Origin of the sequence: Bacillus altitudinis 41KF2b, assembly GCF_000691145.1 — a bacterium.
Lineage (GTDB): Bacteria > Bacillota > Bacilli > Bacillales > Bacillaceae > Bacillus > Bacillus altitudinis.
Genome location: NZ_ASJC01000010.1, coordinates 103,553 through 118,882, shown reverse-complemented (window position 1 = coordinate 118,882; position 15,330 = coordinate 103,553). Strand labels below are relative to the sequence as shown.

General features: G+C 41.6%; 15 protein-coding genes and 1 pseudogene. 3 read left to right on the top strand and 13 right to left on the bottom strand.

From position 1 onward, the window contains the following. Positions 1 to 271: 271 nt before the first annotated feature. A complete protein-coding gene (locus BA79_RS15515) occupies positions 272 to 1,150 on the bottom strand; it encodes a nucleotidyltransferase-like protein (RefSeq protein ID WP_035703773.1) in 879 nt (292 codons plus the stop codon). 189 nt (positions 1,151 to 1,339) lie between these two features. Between BA79_RS15515 and BA79_RS15510 the strand changes: the two genes are divergently transcribed. After that, entirely contained in the window at positions 1,340 to 1,687 is a 348-nt protein-coding gene (locus tag BA79_RS15510; protein ID WP_007496750.1) for a YgzB family protein, read from the top strand. Positions 1,688 to 1,722: 35 nt separating this feature from the next. Here BA79_RS15510 and perR read toward each other — a convergent pair whose 3' ends face one another. After that, positions 1,723 to 2,160, bottom strand: coding sequence for a peroxide-responsive transcriptional repressor PerR (gene perR, locus BA79_RS15505; RefSeq protein ID WP_003217782.1), 438 nt, complete (start codon positions 2,158 to 2,160; stop codon positions 1,723 to 1,725). A gap of 159 nt (positions 2,161 to 2,319) precedes the next feature. Then, complete coding sequence (gene bcp / locus BA79_RS15500; protein WP_007496746.1) at positions 2,320 to 2,787, bottom strand: thioredoxin-dependent thiol peroxidase; 468 nt, start codon at positions 2,785 to 2,787, stop codon at positions 2,320 to 2,322. A 129-nt stretch (positions 2,788 to 2,916) separates the two neighbouring features. Between bcp and BA79_RS15495 the strand changes: the two genes are divergently transcribed. Both BA79_RS15495 and BA79_RS15490 read left to right on the top strand, forming a co-directional pair. Further along, a complete protein-coding gene (locus tag BA79_RS15495) occupies positions 2,917 to 4,212 on the top strand; it encodes a glutamate-1-semialdehyde 2,1-aminomutase (protein WP_007496744.1) in 1,296 nt (431 codons plus the stop codon). A 247-nt stretch (positions 4,213 to 4,459) separates the two neighbouring features. After that, positions 4,460 to 5,533: an FUSC family protein gene (locus BA79_RS15490; protein WP_025206980.1), complete on the top strand. Its 1,074-nt coding sequence runs from the start codon at positions 4,460 to 4,462 to the stop codon at positions 5,531 to 5,533. Positions 5,534 to 5,760: 227 nt separating this feature from the next. Here the strand turns inward: BA79_RS15490 and BA79_RS15485 are convergent, their stop codons facing one another. The 10 genes and pseudogenes from BA79_RS15485 to fabL form a co-directional block, all read right to left on the bottom strand. Further along, positions 5,761 to 6,657 carry an ABC transporter permease gene (locus tag BA79_RS15485; protein ID WP_008341942.1) on the bottom strand — a complete coding sequence of 299 codons (897 nt, stop codon included), beginning with the start codon at positions 6,655 to 6,657 and terminating at the stop codon, positions 5,761 to 5,763. Positions 6,658 to 6,675: 18 nt separating this feature from the next. After that, complete coding sequence (locus tag BA79_RS15480; protein ID WP_017358852.1) at positions 6,676 to 7,677, bottom strand: ABC transporter permease; 1,002 nt, start codon at positions 7,675 to 7,677, stop codon at positions 6,676 to 6,678. 61 nt (positions 7,678 to 7,738) lie between these two features. Next, positions 7,739 to 9,325, bottom strand: coding sequence for an ABC transporter substrate-binding protein (locus tag BA79_RS15475; RefSeq protein ID WP_035703771.1), 1,587 nt, complete (start codon positions 9,323 to 9,325; stop codon positions 7,739 to 7,741). After that, a complete protein-coding gene (locus BA79_RS15470) occupies positions 9,300 to 10,277 on the bottom strand; it encodes an ABC transporter ATP-binding protein (RefSeq protein WP_081298143.1) in 978 nt (325 codons plus the stop codon). Before BA79_RS15470 ends, BA79_RS15475 begins: the two co-directional genes overlap by 26 nt. Next, positions 10,246 to 11,268 carry an ABC transporter ATP-binding protein gene (locus BA79_RS15465; RefSeq protein ID WP_035703768.1) on the bottom strand — a complete coding sequence of 341 codons (1,023 nt, stop codon included), beginning with the start codon at positions 11,266 to 11,268 and terminating at the stop codon, positions 10,246 to 10,248. The genes BA79_RS15470 and BA79_RS15465 overlap by 32 nt, the downstream gene beginning before the upstream one ends. 112 nt (positions 11,269 to 11,380) lie before the next feature. Further along, positions 11,381 to 13,123 carry an ABC transporter ATP-binding protein gene (locus tag BA79_RS15460; protein ID WP_008341950.1) on the bottom strand — a complete coding sequence of 581 codons (1,743 nt, stop codon included), beginning with the start codon at positions 13,121 to 13,123 and terminating at the stop codon, positions 11,381 to 11,383. Positions 13,124 to 13,218: 95 nt separating this feature from the next. After that, positions 13,219 to 13,749, bottom strand: a complete 531-nt coding sequence (ntdP, locus tag BA79_RS15455) for a nucleoside tri-diphosphate phosphatase (RefSeq protein WP_008341956.1) — start codon at positions 13,747 to 13,749, stop codon at positions 13,219 to 13,221. Positions 13,750 to 13,896: 147 nt separating this feature from the next. Further along, the gene (locus tag BA79_RS15450; RefSeq protein ID WP_017366881.1) at positions 13,897 to 14,157 is read right to left on the bottom strand and encodes a YgaB family protein; all 261 of its coding nucleotides are present in this window, start codon (positions 14,155 to 14,157) and stop codon (positions 13,897 to 13,899) included. 174 nt (positions 14,158 to 14,331) lie between these two features. Continuing rightward, positions 14,332 to 14,481: pseudogene (locus tag BA79_RS15445) on the bottom strand (gamma-type small acid-soluble spore protein); the annotation flags it as partial. A 75-nt stretch (positions 14,482 to 14,556) separates the two neighbouring features. Further along, the gene (gene fabL / locus BA79_RS15440) at positions 14,557 to 15,309 is read right to left on the bottom strand and encodes an enoyl-[acyl-carrier-protein] reductase FabL (RefSeq protein WP_007496726.1); all 753 of its coding nucleotides are present in this window, start codon (positions 15,307 to 15,309) and stop codon (positions 14,557 to 14,559) included. Between the last annotated feature and the right edge of the window lie 21 nt (positions 15,310 to 15,330).

Below are 15,330 nucleotides of genomic sequence, written 5' to 3'. Positions count from 1 at the left end.
CTTAGCATGTGATCATTTCCTGCCTCGTCAGTCTGACTGACTACCTATGATGTATCATAGGATTTTTTTATAAAAACTCGAATTAACAGGTACGTTTTGTCTTGTTTAGTTTTCAAAGATCATCTTCGTTATCGCTCAGAAGCGACTTTCTCAATATAACATTTGAGCGCCGTTTGCGTCAAGTGTTTTTTTGAATTTCTTTTTGTCCGCTTTTCTTTCAAAGCAACTCGGTTACTCATTAGCGACGTTTAATAATATACCATCATAATATTCATGCGTCAATATCTTTTTTAACAAAATATCCTCGATGATAGATTTTTTGTCCCTTCGTCTCAATTGGCTCTACTAGCACAATTCCTTTTTCCACAAAGAAATCAATCATCACACTAAGATCAGGTGTAAAATGCTTTAGATCAGGATGTGCAAGAAGCTCGCCAAACAGCCAAATTTCCTGCTGTTCCATGACATGACGCAAATGAGCCGCACCAATTTCTGCTTTTGAATGAATCAAGAAATCATTCGCTAGGAATAAAAGTTCTAACCGTTTATGAAGACTTTCGTGGCTTTCAATCAGCTCTGAATAAAGTTTATATACTTCCGGCTCCATATGACGTACTTGGTTCCAAACGGTCACTTCTGGGTGGAAGCCTTTATCAATCACTTCAATACGCGCCAGATGATGCAGGGCATGCACAATGGAATTATATGCATCGAGGAATTGATTTGATTCAAAAAATGCTTTTCCTTCTATATATCTTCGAATGAGCTTGCCATATTCTAAACCAATTTTGAGCTTGCGGTTAGAAAACGGGAATGTACTCAGTTCATCAATCAAGTTGAAAATATATTCATTTCGATCAAACAGGACTTTTCCGTTTAAAATCCAATCAATAATCCGTCTGTTGGTACCTAAGGTAATCCATTCCTTCAACTGATCATCTGTGACAACATTTAAAGAAGCTGTTTGGTGACCGGATTCATAGTGCTTAATAAATAACGGTTCTTCCGCATCCTTTACGATGACTAGAAGCGCTGCATCAAAGTTATCCGTCTCAGAAGATACTTTATGTCTTCTTTCTACTATAATCACAGCTAATGTATCTGGATGACTTGCTCTCTCTTGATAAATAGGACGGAGAAGATTTTCCATAGTGATTCCTCCAATACTCGGGTGTAAGGTTCTTCTCTAATGCTATGTATTTCTCCTCATAGAATCAAAATTCCTTCAATACATGAAAAAAGATCGTTGAATCATTATAAGCAATTTATTCACAAAACTCTATAACTAATTCAAACAGAAAGGTAAAATGTGCTATATTGGAGATAAGGGGGACTAGGGATGGCGAAATACTCCAGTAAGATTAATAAAATCAGAACATTTGCACTTAGTTTGGTTTTTGTTGGTTTTTTGATCATGTATATCGGTGTGTTCTTCAAGGAATCGGTCTGGCTGTCGACCTTCTTTATGCTACTCGGCGTGTTATCGATTGGATTGAGTACAGCCGTTTACTTTTGGATCGGTATGCTTTCTACGAAGGCAGTCCGGGTCGTATGTCCAGGCTGTGAGAAGGAAACAAAAGTGCTTGGGCGGGTGGACATGTGCATGCATTGCAGAGAGCCACTTACACTCGATCCAGCATTAGAAGGCAAAGAGTTTGATGAATCCTACAATCGAAAAAAGTCATAAAAATAAGCTGACCATTCAACTGGTCAGCTTTTTCATTAATGATTTTCTTTTTTTGCACATTCTTGACAAGTGCCATAGATCTCCAAGCGATGATGACTTACTGTAAAGCCTGTCACATGGGATGCAAGCTGTTCTACTTCATCAAGGCCAGGATAGTGAAAGTCAACGATCTTTCCGCAATTTTCACAAATCGCATGGTAATGGTCAGATGTCGCAAAGTCAAATCGGCTTGAGGAATCCCCATACGTTAATTCTTTTACTAATCCAGATTCCCGGAAGACTCGTAAATTGTTGTAAACCGTTGCTACACTCATATTAGGAAATTTCCCTTCAAGTGCCTTATATATATCGTCCGCGGTTGGGTGTGTCATAGAATTTACGAGAAACTCCAAGATGGCATGGCGCTGCGGAGTAATTCGAACACCGGTTTCTTTTAGAGCATCTAAAGCGTCTTTTAGTTCGTGAGCAGCCATTTCATCATGCACCTCTCTTTTCAAAAATATTCTTATATTATAATCTTTATAAATAGTGTACCCCCAGAGCCGAAACTTTGTCAATTACAATCCTCTTTTTTACCTATTCTTCAATACAAAAAAGACCGGCACGACTGCCGATCTCATCTCATCAACATATTAAGCGTGAGCTTTCAGTTCCTCAAGCGCTTCTTCCACATGATCTTTCACCTTTACTTTACGCCACTCTTTCACAAGCTTTCCTTCTTTATTAATAAGAAACGTTGAGCGTTCAATTCCCATGTATTCCTTACCAAAGTTCTTTTTCAGCTTCCATACACCGAAAGCTTCAGACAATTTTTGTTCGTCATCTACAAGAAGCAGGAAAGGTAAGTCATGTTTTTCTTTAAACTTTTGGTGCTTGTCTTGACCGTCTGGGCTTACGCCGATAATCACAGCATCTAATTCCGCAAAGCTTTGATGGCGGTCACGGAAATCACAAGCTTCCGTTGTACACCCCGGCGTCATATCTTTTGGATAAAAATAAAGGACAATGTGTTTCCCTTTAAAATCAGAGAGCTTTACTTTCTCTCCATTATCACCGAGTAATTCAATATCAGGTACTTGCTGCCCCACTTCGATTGTCATGATACAATCCCTCCAACCTATTTTTTCATTAGCCTATCCAATTTCGAGAAGATATTCAACTAAGGACGCTTGCATCGGCATGTTAAAATAATGATAGACGACGTGATACGTTGAGATAGGAGGCTATTTATGAAATTCACCGAATCAGAAAAATTACATCAAGAGGCGCTGGAGCATATTGTTGGAGGGGTTAACAGCCCATCTCGTTCATATAAAGCAGTGGGCGGCGGGTCACCTGTTGCAATGGAAAAAGGCGAAGGCGCTTATTTTTGGGATGTTGACGGAAACCGTTATATCGACTATTTGGCAGCATACGGTCCAATTATTACGGGACATGCTCATCCTCATATTACAAAAGCCATCACGAAAGCAGCCGAGACGGGTGTCCTTTACGGAACACCAACGAAGCATGAAGTCACTTTTGCTAAGATGCTGAAGGAAGCGATGCCTGCTTTGGATAAAGTTCGTTTTGTCAATTCAGGTACAGAAGCTGTGATGACGACAATCCGTGTCGCTCGCGCTTATACAGGTAGAACAAAGATCATTAAGTTTGCCGGATGTTACCACGGTCATTCTGATCTTGTGCTAGTTGCGGCCGGCTCTGGACCTTCCACTTTAGGAACACCAGATTCAGCGGGCGTGCCTAAAAGTATTGCCAATGAAGTCATTACCGTTCCATTCAACGATATAGACAGCTACAAAGAAGCATTAGACCGCTGGGGTGATGAAGTAGCAGCTGTTCTTGTCGAGCCAATTGTCGGGAACTTTGGCATCGTAGAGCCTAAAGACGGTTTCCTGCAGCAGGTGAATGACCTGACTCATGAAAAAGGGGCTCTAGTCATCTATGATGAAGTCATTACAGCTTTCCGCTTTATGTATGGTGGTGCACAGGACTTGCTTCAAGTAAAACCTGACCTCACTGCATTAGGTAAAATTATCGGCGGCGGTCTTCCAATCGGCGCTTACGGCGGCAAAAAAGAAATTATGGAGCAAGTCGCCCCGCTTGGACCAGCCTACCAAGCTGGTACGATGGCAGGTAATCCCGCCTCCATCCTTTCTGGTATTGCATGCTTGGAAGTGTTAAAACAAGACGGGGTGTACGAACGTCTTGATCAACTCGGGGCCATGTTAGAAGAGGGAATTTTAGCCCACGCAAAAAAACATCAAGTAGATATTACAGTGAATCGCTTAAAAGGTGCTCTCACCATTTATTTTACAAAAGAAACGATTGTGAACTACGAGCAGGCTGAAAATACGGATGGTGAAATGTTCGCCCGTTTCTTTAAATTCATGCTCGCACAAGGTATTAACCTCGCTCCTTCTAAATATGAAGCTTGGTTCTTAACCATTGCGCATACTGAAAATGATATTTCCGAAACGCTCAAAGCAGTAGATCATGCGTTTGAACAACTGAAACAATCATAATGAAGAGAAAAACAGACGTAAATTCATGCGTCTGTTTTTTTATTTACCAGCTCTTGATTGTCAAAAGCGAGTGAATCTGTTACATTTTTTCTCAATACCTTCTTTTGATGTTTTCATGAACTTTCAAAAATCACTTGAATATTTCGGAAGACCGCTGTATATTACTTAGTTGTTTCATCAAAATATTTATGATATATGACAAGTGGTCATCTATTATCGAAAAGAAAGGAATGCAGGGACAAAACCAATGAAACTTGGAGCCCGTATTTTAAAAACTGGTATTGCCATTGTACTCGCGCTTTACCTGGCAACATGGCTTGGATTGCCGACACCCGTCTTCGCGGGAATTGCAGCTGTATTTGCTATCCAGCCATCTATTTATCGATCATTTTTAACGATTGTTGATCAAGTGCAAGCCAATATTATTGGAGCAGCACTTGCCATTACGTTCGGTCTGCTTTTTGGCACAGGACCAGTCATCATCGGCTTAACTGCCGTCATGGTCATTGCGATTAATTTAAAGCTGAAGATTGAACACACGATTCCGATTGCACTCGTAACCGTCATCGCGATTTTAGAAAGTGCAGGGGATCATTTCCTTTCCTTTGCCTTAATTCGAACAGCAACTGTGGTGTTAGGCGTACTTTCTTCATTTTTAGTGAATTTGATTTTCCTGCCGCCAAAGTATGAAACAAAGCTTGTTCATCACATTATGGAAAATACGGAGGAGATTTTAAAATGGATCCGTCTGAGCTCCAGACAGTCTACTGATCATTCCACTTTAAAGGATGACATCGATCAAATAAAAGAACGCATGATCAAATTAGATCACATTTACTTGTTATACAAAGAAGAACGAAGCTATTTAAAGAAAACAACTTATGTCAAATCTAGAAAGCTTGTTTTATTCAGACAGGCAATCATGACGTCTAATCGAGCGCTGTACTTGCTGAAAAAGCTTCATAAGTTAGAAAATGAAATTCATTTGATGCCAGAGCATTTCAGAGAGAGCTTAACAGATGAGATTGATTATTTACTGTACTGGCATGAACGTACCTTGATGAAGTTTGTTGGAAAAATGAAACCGCAGGACGATGATTTTCAGAATGAATGCTCTCTTCGTCTTGAAGCATTAACGAAATCATTTATTCAGCACCAGCAAAATCAAGAAAACGACTTGCTGGATTACAATATGCTGAATGTGATGTCGAGCATTATTGAATACCGTGATGAATTGGAGCATCTAGATACTTTGATTACAAGCTTCCAAACGTATCACCCAAAAGATAGTGAGATTGAGACAGAAGAAAAAGAAGCTTAAATAGAAAAGACCGATTCTTAGAATCGGGCTTACATTTTTGACAAAGGGCTAAAATGATCTTTATTTTAGACATTTGTCTTCATTTCAGCGTAGTTGAAAACTCTTGCAGTCTAGGAAGGACGAGTACCGGAGCGGAGCGAATCTGACATTCGTGAGCACCGGCACGCAGGACTAACAACGAATGCGAGGGTTTGCCTACACGCTGAGACCGATTCTTAGAATCGGTCTTATTTTATTTTCTTCATTTTAGGATCAAGGGTGTCCCTTAATCCATCTCCCATCAAGTTAAAACCAAGAACCGTCAGCATGATCGCAATCCCCGGGAAAAATAAAGTCCACGGCGCTTGTACGAGATAAGGTCTCGCATCGGCAAGCATTTTCCCCCACTCTGGACTTGGCGCTTGTGCACCTAATCCTAAAAATCCTAAAGCCGCCGCTTCGATAATGGCTGTACCAATCGCAAGCGTCGCCTGAACGATCACCGGCACCATACTATTTGGCAGAATGTGACGAAGAACGATGCGGCGGTGTGACATCCCGACTGCCTTTGCTGCTAAAACATATTCTTCTTGCTTAATGCTCAGCACCTTTGAACGAACCAGCCGCCCAAAAGTCGGGACGTTAATAATCGCTATGGCAATAAGGGCATTTTGTAAGGAAGGGCCTAAGATGGAAACGATCGCAATCGCTAATAGAATGCTAGGAAAAGCGAGTAAAATATCAAATAGTCTTGAGATGACAGCATCCAGCAATCTGCCGCCGTAACCTGCCATCAATCCAAGCAATGTCCCTAAAATAACCGACCCGAGAACGGAGAAGAAACCCACCCATAATGAAATCCGAGCTCCATGCACGACTCTAGAAAATATGTCTCTCCCGAAATCATCCGTACCAAACCAATGTGCAGCCGAAGGGGCACTAAATCGTTCGCCTAGTGACTGCTCGTTGATTCCATAAGGAGCAATGAGCGGTGCAAAGATTGCTAGGATCAGAAATAAAAAGACAATCACAGTGCCAATGACCGCCAGCTTGTGCTGAAAGAACAGTTTCATCGATTCAAGAATCAGTGATTGAGAGCGTTCTTCCTTTTGTTCAGGTGCTTGAAGCTCTTTTTGCGCTTCCATGTCGTCACTCTCCCTTCTCTAGTATTTAATCCTCGGATCAATGACTGCATACAAGATATCCACAATGAAATTGATCAGCACAAATATGAGCGCAACAACAAGAATGCCAGTTTGAATGACAGGATAATCACGATAGCTAATGGCATCGTAAATATACCGCCCAATTCCCGGCCAAGCAAAGATCGTTTCTGTTAAAATGGCTCCGCCTAGCAAGAGACCTGTTTGAAGACCAATAATCGTTAAAATCGGAATGAGCGCATTTTTCAGCCCATGCTGGTAAATGATGAAAAATGAACGTACCCCTTTTGCTTTTGCTGTTCGTATAAAATCTGAATGAAGAACTTCCAGCATACTTGCCCTCGTAATCCTTGCAATAATCGCAGCAGGAATCGTTGCGAGAGCGGTACTTGGTAAAATTAAATGCTTGATGCTGTCAAAAAATTGATCAAATCGTCCTTGCAAAATCGTGTCCAGCGTATGGATATAGGTGATCGACTCTACCGGATTTCTGACGTTTTCTCGTCCTGTAGTCGGCAAAATACCTAATTCAATCGAGAATAGCCACTGTCCCATTAAGCCTAACCAGAAAATCGGCATGGACACCCCAATGAGCGCAATAAACATGGCCACATAATCAAAGAAAGAATGTTTAAACCACGCACTAATGATTCCGGCATTCACACCGACAATAATCGCCAGCAACATAGCGAAGAAAGTCAATTCTAATGTAGCGAATAAGTAAGGCTTCATTTCCTGGGCAATAGCCGCTCCTGTTCGTATGGAAGTCCCTAGATCACCTTTTAAAAGCCCCAGCATGTAGTGACCATATTGTACGTACCACGGCTGATCTAAACCAAGCTGAATCGTCAATTGCTCTACTGCTTCTTTCGTTGCCCGCTGTCCTAAGATGACCTGCGCCGGATTTCCAGGGATAAACCGAATAATAGAAAATACAACTAAGGTCATTCCGATCAGTACTGGAATGAGCATTCCTGCTCGCTTCATACAATAAGCAAACAAACAGCTTTCACCGCCTTTTCATTGTTTGGATAAGGGAGATCGAACGATCTCCCTTATTTGCTTATTCGAAATATACGTCAGTCAATGCTTCGGAACCAGTCGGATGCGGCTGGTAGCCTTTTAAATCTTTAGATGCGGCGAGCATTGGAATTGAATGGACTAATGGGATCCAAGGCGCTTCATCATGAATGATTTCTTGAGCTTCTTGATATAATTCATTTCGCTTCTTTTGATCCGTATTGGTCTGCGCTTCAATGAGGATGTCATGCATTTTATCGTTTTGGAAGAATGTATAGTTGTTACCGCCAATACTGTCTTTATCTAATAATGTGTAGATGAAATTATCAGGATCGCCATTGTCCCCTGTCCATCCTAATAAGAACACATCTGCTTCGCCTTTACTTGCTTTATCTAAATAAGTCGCCCAATCATATGTGACGATTTCGGCTTTGACACCAACTTTTTCAAAGTTTGACTGAATGACTTCAGCTACCTTCATCCCGTCTGGCATATATGGACGCGGCACAGGCATTGCCCAAAGCTTGATGCGAAAACCGTCAGGGAAGCCTGCCTCTTTCAATAGTTCTTTTGCTTTTTCCGGATCATATGGATATGGCTCAATCTCGTCATTGTAGCCTTCTAATGACGGAGGAAGTGGATTTTTTGCTGGTTCAGCAAGCCCTCCATAAAACGACTCGATGATTGATTCTTTATCAACTGCATAATTGAGTGCCTGACGAACCAACTTGTTATCAAGCGGCTTTCTAGTCACTGTCAGCCCGATATAACCTACGTTCATGGATGGTCTTTCAATCAGCTGGAGCGCTTTGTCTGTTTTAATGCCATCTAAATCGGACGGATTGACGCCATCCATTAAGTCGATTTCGCCTGTTTTAAGCGCATTTAAACGAGCAGAGTTTTCAGGAATAGAGCGGAAGATGATTTGTTTCAGTTTTGGTTTATCTTTTTGCCAGTAATTTTCGTTCTTTTCTAAGACAATACGGTCGTTTTGCTTCCATTCTTTAAACTTAAATGGTCCTGTGCCAACTGGGTTTTCTCTAAATGAATCACCGCTTTTTTCAACTGCTGCAGGACTAGCGATACCAAATGGTGACATGGCGATGTTTTTCAGAAATGTTGCTTGCTGGCGTTTGAGTTGAAATTCAATTTCATGCTCTCCTTTGACGATGATGTCTTTAATGACATGCCCTTTATCTTTTTTATAGCCGCCAAACATGCCGTAGTAAGGAAATTTTTCGGCATCTCCATTCATCCAGCGGTCAAAGTTGAATTTCACTGCTTCTGCATTAAAATCTGTGCCATCGTGAAATTTCACACCTTCTCTTAAGTAGAACGTGTACGATTTTCCGTCCTTTGCAACATCCCATTCTGTTGCTAGGCCCGGATGGATGGTCGTGTCTTTTTCACCGTAATTCAAAAGCTTTTCAAACATATTCTCTGTGACCTTGAAGGTTTCGCCTTCTGTTGTTGTAATCGGATCAAGTGACGTAGAGTCTCCTCCTCTACCGAATACGAGAGTGTCTTTTGTGGCTTTTTCTTCTGATGTTGATGAAGATGAACAGCCCCCTAAAAATAACGCAAGTGCCAGCACAAAAATGAAACTACTGAATAACCATGTCTTCTTCATTGTGTTCCTCCTTTTGATATAAATAGCACGCAGCTGCATGGCCTGTTTCCTCCTCATACAAAGGCGGAACAGCTTGCAAGCATTGCGCCCACCTCTTTGGACATCTTTTATAGAAAGGACAGCCATCTTCTGACACCAGAGTGGATTCTTCCGCTGACACATCTTGCGTTTCCAGCACGTGATCCATATGTGGAATGGATGTCAGAAGAAGCGATGTATAAGGATGAAGCGGCTTGTGAAATACGGCCTCCGCAGGACCCATTTCTACAATACGGCCAGCGTACATCACTGCAATTCGGTCGCTCATATACTTGACAACGCCTAGATCGTGAGAAATAAACAAGTACGTCAGAGAAAGCGTCTTTTGCAATTCGAGCATTAAATTCAAAATTTGCGCTTGAACCGATACATCTAAAGCGGAAACTGGCTCATCGGCAATCACAAGACTTGGATGAGTAATTAGCGCCCTAGCAATTCCAATACGCTGCCTCTGACCGCCGCTGAATTGGTGCGCATAACGGTCTCCATAAGATGGGTCAAACCCAACAATGTGCAGCATCTCTTTTACCCGCTTTTGTCTTTCTGCTTTTGTTCCATGTTTATGAACAATGAGCGGCTCTTCTAAAATGTCTTTGATTTTCATTCGTGGATTTAAGGAAGCGTATGGATCTTGGAAGATCATTTGAATGTCTTTTCTGAAGGAACGCATGTCTCGTTCTTTCAGAAGCATCACTTCTTTTCCTTTCATTTGGATTGAACCAGAAGTCGGTTCAATTAATCTCATTAAGCTTTTGCCAAGGGTTGATTTCCCGCAGCCAGATTCGCCCACAATGCCGAGCGTCTCTCCTTCTTTCACGTGAAAGGACACTTGATTTAAAGCCAAAGTCGTCTGTTTGTGTTTAGAAAAAAATGCCGATGTGTCATAACGCTTCGTCAGTTGATTCACTTGCAAGAGTGGGTGATTCAGTGTCTTCTCCTCCTTCCATTAGAAAACATGCGACGCGGTGATTGTGTGAAATGGATTGTAAAGATGGGTCTTTTTCAAGACATTGCGTCATTTGATATGGACAGCGTGGTGCAAATTGACAGCCGGACCGAATAGCTCCTGGCTTAGGTACATGACCCGCAATAGACATGAGTTTTTCTTTTTTCTCTTTAAATGATGGAACAGAGGCGAAAAGACCTTTCGTGTAGGGATGGAGAGGTTTTTGGAAAATACGGTCAACGGTTCCTTCTTCTACGATTCGACCGGCATACATAATCATGACACGCTGGCATATTTGCCGCACGACGCCTAAATCATGAGTAATAAATAAAATAGCGGTGTCCATCTCTTCATTTAACTTTTTGAGCAAACGAAGAATTTGTGCTTGGATGGTGACATCAAGTGCAGTCGTTGGTTCATCTGCAATCATGAGCTTTGGGTGACACAGCATCGCCATCGCAATCATCACACGCTGACGCATGCCGCCCGATAGTTCATGTGGATATTTTTTGAGTAATGACGCTGCTTGTTTCAGGCCTACCGTTTGAAGCAAATCTACCGCCTTCACTTTTGCTTCTTTTTGGCTGATAGTCTGATGTGTGAAAAGGGCTTCTGTCATTTGCTTGCCGATGGTCATGAGTGGATTGAGAGAAGTCATGGGTTCCTGGAAAATCATTGAGATGTCATTCCCTCTGACCTCTCGCCATTGTTTCTCCGACAGTGACAGCAGGTTTTGACCTTCAAATTGTATGTGACCTGTTGTTTCTGTTTGGTGATTCAGCCCCATTAAAGACATCGATGTGATGCTTTTCCCGCAGCCAGATTCGCCCACAATACCTAAGGTTTCTCCTTTTTGAATAGAGAATGAGATGTCATGGACGATCGGTACTCTCTGCTTTTTTTGCTGAAAGGCAATGGACAGCTGTTTGACATCTAGCAATACTTCTTGTTCTTTCACATCTTCACCACCCCGTCATACTTTTTAAAATTGTATTGAGACAAGCTGGGAAATATGTCATGTTTTTGACAAGCATAAAAAAGCCTATCCGCTAGAATCGGATAGGCTTCTACTAATTTAATGTTTGAATGGTAAATAGATGGCGATAGTGGCTGTCTCGGTTCATTAATTCTTCATGTGTTCCTTTTTCCACAATCTCGCCTTGTTCCATGACCACAATGAGGTCCGCATGTGTGATCGTTGATAAACGGTGCGCAACAATAAAAGTTGTGCGATCTTTTGCCAGCTTTTGCATCGCTTCTTGAATGTAATGTTCACTTTCTAAATCAAGTGCAGACGTCGCTTCGTCTAATATAAGCAGCGGTGGATTTTTAAGAAATACCCTCGCAATTGAAATTCGTTGTTTTTGACCGCCTGATAGCTTTACGCCACGTTCTCCTACTTTCGTGTCATATCCTTCAGGAAGAGACATGATGAACTCATGGGCATTAGCCGCTTTGGCCGCCGACACAATTTTCTCAAAGGATGCTTCCGGGTCTCCCACAGCGATATTTTCTTTAATGGTGTCACTGAATAAGAATGTATCTTGGAGGACCATCCCGACTTGATTCCGGAGGCTTCTTGCCTTGTACTCTTTAATATCAATGCCGTCAATTTCGAGTGATCCGCTTGTGACATCATAAAATCTTGGAATTAAGCTGACGAGTGTCGACTTCCCTCCGCCGCTCATTCCTACAAGCGCAACGGTTTGACCTTTTTCTACTTTCAAGGAGATATTGTGTAAAATCTCTTCCTGTGTATGTTCGTAACGGAACGACACATCTTTAAATTCTACCTCACCTTTTAAGTGATTGGCTTCTTTTGCATTCGGCTTGTCTGTTACTTCATACGGTTCATCAATAAACTCAAAAATACGATCCATTGATGCTACTGACTGAGTTAACGTCGTCGATGAGTTAATGAGACGACGAATCGGGTTGTACATCCGGTCAATGTAGCCGACAAAGGCAATCATTGTCCCGATTGAAAGCGACCCGTTAATGACGGTATAGCCAGCAAAAGCAATGATGAGCAGCGGCGCAATGTCTGTGATCGTATTGACGACGGCGAATGTTTTGGCATTCCAATTCGTATGATTGATCGCTTTGTTTAAGAAATTTTTATTTTCATCGTGAAAATTCTCTTGTTCGTATTCTTCAATCGCAAAGCTGCGAATGACAGGCATTCCTTGTACTCGCTCATGCAGGTGCCCTTGCACCTCAGCCAGTGCCTGCGACCGCTCTTTTGTCAGCTTGCGAAGCCGTCCGTAAAAATACTTCACTGCTAACGCATACAGCGGAAAAATAATGACAGACACAATGGTGAGTTTAAGATCCAGTGTACACATAATGGCTATCACAATCAGGACGGTCATCAAATCAAGCCAAATGTTCATAAGCCCTGTGATGACAAATTCCTTTGTTTGCTCCACATCGTTGATGACCCTTGAAATAATTTCCCCTGTTCTCGTATTGGCGTAATAACGAAGGCTTAGCTTTTGAATGTGCGAGAACAGTTTTTCCCGAATATCAAATAATACTTTACTGCCTGTCCACTGCGCATAGTATTGTCTGTAGTACTCAACAGGCGGTCTCATCACTAAAAATAATACAAGCATGATTCCCATAATAATAAAGAGAGTGGATGTTTTTTCTTCAGCCGATCCAGAGCCTTGAATGACATCATCAATGACATACTTTAAAAGCAGAGGCAATGTTAAGGGAATCGAGAACTTAATCATTCCGATCACCATTGTCAATGCAATTTGTTTTTTATACGGTGTTACAAAAGCCATGTAACGTTTTATGACCCCCATGTAAATCTCCTTCCCAATCTATCAGTGCCTCTTATCCGTACGCAATCAAAAACCTGTTGGCTTTGAAAAGCCAAACAGGTTTTAGCTGCTGTTACTTATTTTGTATAACGCAAAAAACGTTCATACCACATATCCACAAATTCTGGAGCAAACGGTCCCTTCCGCTGGTGAATCCAATGCAGTAATGTATTTAGATGCTCTCGTAAGATACTATCGATTTCTTTTGGATAATTCATCTGCCTCTTATGATCTGCATATTCATCCTCATCCAAAATATTATACGTCATGTCCGGAAAGACTTTGACATCTAAGTCGTAATCAATATACTTAATCGCCTCTTCATCTGTCGCAAAAGGAGAGCTGATGTTGCAGTAATAATACACCCCATCATCTCGAAGCATCCCAATGACATTAAACCATTGTTTTGCATGAAAATAGCAAATAGCCGGTTCTCTTGTCATCCATGTTCGGCCATCGGATTCAGTCACCATTGTTCGATCGTTTGCACCAATGATACACAATTCCGTTGCTTTCAGAATGGTGGTTTCATTCCAAATCCTGTGGATCAAGCCATTATGTTTATAGCTTTGAATTTGGATGGTTTCTCCTTCCTTGGGATAGCCCATATTTTCTCCCCTACTTTCTATAACAAACAAACCTAACAGTCCAAAGACCTAATTTCCCAACTAAACATGTCTCTATTATATTATACCGTTACATCATTAAAAAATGAAATGAAAAAGCCATTCAACCCAATTGAACGGCACACTCTTTTACATCACGGTTGAGCTCTTCTCCATTTGTTTATACGAATTGATGACTTGTTCAGTCTGTTTTGTAAATAGTGTCTGGACTTTTTGCAGTTCCTCTCGTTTCTGTTTGATTTGATCATGAAGCTTATGCCGCTCTTCCTTTTTTTCACCTTGCAGCAATCGTTTTTCTGTCTCTAAGTACAGATCGAGTTCTCCTTGTACATCGAGCAGCTGATCCATAAGCTGCATTTGTTCTCTGACAAGCTGATCGAAATCAGACATCTAACTCCTCCCTTTCATTCGTATCGACTTTTTGTATCTATACCATTTCTTGAAAGAAGGAAGAAGTCCTTTGACTGTTTATGTAGAGGTTTTATAGGTTTTGTCGGATAGTGGTGACAGGCAAAAAGAAAAGCACTTCATTCGTAGATGAAGTGCTTCCCTTTGTTTCAGTGATTAGCTGTTTTGTTGTTTGTTTTGCTCAGCTTTTTGGTTGTATTTTTTTACGTGCTGTGCGTCAGTCTCGCTAGCAAATTCAGTGCCATATTGACCGCCTTGTGCAGCAGCTTGGTTTTGTTTTTTCACTTGTTGTGCGTTTGTTTTGTTTTGTTGTTTATCCATCATTATCACCTCCACGCACATTAATTTGTGCAGAAGGTGTACATCTTATTCATGATTTTTTTAAACAAGTAAAGAACGTCCGCCATCGACGATAATCGTCTGTCCTCTAATCATATCTGCTTTGCCTGATACAAGGAATTCTACACTGTCGACCATGTCTTTAATTTCCACCATGCGGCCTGCTGGTGTATTTTTCTTAGCGTCTTCTAATAGCTCTTCACGATTTGGGAAGTGCTTGAGTGCATCTGTATCGATGGCGCCGCCTGATACGGCATTTACGACGATATTTTTTTGTGACAGCTCAACGGATAAGTAGCGTGTCAAAGCTTCTAGTGCTGCTTTAGATACACCGACCACCGTGTAGTTTTCAAGGTAGCGGATGGAGCCTAGTGAGCTAATGCTGACGATATGTCCGCCGCCGTTTTTCTCCATTAATTTGGCTGCTTCTTGTCCGCAGAATAACAAGGCTTTCGCATTGATATTCATGGTCCAGTCCCAATGATTTTCTTCAAGATCCATGATTGGACGCTGAACGCCAGATGCCGCATTGTTCACAAATACGTCTAAACGGCCAAACGTTTCGTCAATTTGCTGGAACATGTCTTTGATTTTCTCTGGCTGACCAACGTTGGCTTTGACAACTAATGTTTTAACACCCATCGCTTCAATTTCTTCAGCTGTTTCAAGTGCTGCTTTTTTGCTTCTTGCATAGTTAATGACAATGTCATATCCTTTTTCAGCCAGGCGAAGGGCTACTTCTTTCCCGACACCTCTACTGCTGCCTGTAATTAGTGCACATTTACGCTTGTTCATTATGGTTCATCTCCTGATTTG

What these genes read in the sequence shown, in the direction of transcription:
- BA79_RS15515 (WP_035703773.1), bottom strand. Translation starts at nt 1,150, where the DNA reads ATGGAAAATCTTCTCCGTCCTATTTATCAAGAGAGAGCAAGTCATCCA.
- BA79_RS15510 (WP_007496750.1), top strand. Translation starts at nt 1,340, where the DNA reads ATGGCGAAATACTCCAGTAAGATTAATAAAATCAGAACATTTGCACTT.
- perR (WP_003217782.1), bottom strand. Translation starts at nt 2,160, where the DNA reads ATGGCTGCTCACGAACTAAAAGACGCTTTAGATGCTCTAAAAGAAACC.
- bcp (WP_007496746.1), bottom strand. Translation starts at nt 2,787, where the DNA reads ATGACAATCGAAGTGGGGCAGCAAGTACCTGATATTGAATTACTCGGT.
- BA79_RS15495 (WP_007496744.1), top strand. Translation starts at nt 2,917, where the DNA reads ATGAAATTCACCGAATCAGAAAAATTACATCAAGAGGCGCTGGAGCAT.
- BA79_RS15490 (WP_025206980.1), top strand. Translation starts at nt 4,460, where the DNA reads ATGAAACTTGGAGCCCGTATTTTAAAAACTGGTATTGCCATTGTACTC.
- BA79_RS15485 (WP_008341942.1), bottom strand. Translation starts at nt 6,657, where the DNA reads ATGGAAGCGCAAAAAGAGCTTCAAGCACCTGAACAAAAGGAAGAACGC.
- BA79_RS15475 (WP_035703771.1), bottom strand. Translation starts at nt 9,325, where the DNA reads ATGAAGAAGACATGGTTATTCAGTAGTTTCATTTTTGTGCTGGCACTT.
- BA79_RS15460 (WP_008341950.1), bottom strand. Translation starts at nt 13,123, where the DNA reads ATGGGGGTCATAAAACGTTACATGGCTTTTGTAACACCGTATAAAAAA.
- ntdP (WP_008341956.1), bottom strand. Translation starts at nt 13,749, where the DNA reads ATGGGCTATCCCAAGGAAGGAGAAACCATCCAAATTCAAAGCTATAAA.
- BA79_RS15450 (WP_017366881.1), bottom strand. Translation starts at nt 14,157, where the DNA reads ATGTCTGATTTCGATCAGCTTGTCAGAGAACAAATGCAGCTTATGGAT.
- fabL (WP_007496726.1), bottom strand. Translation starts at nt 15,309, where the DNA reads ATGAACAAGCGTAAATGTGCACTAATTACAGGCAGCAGTAGAGGTGTC.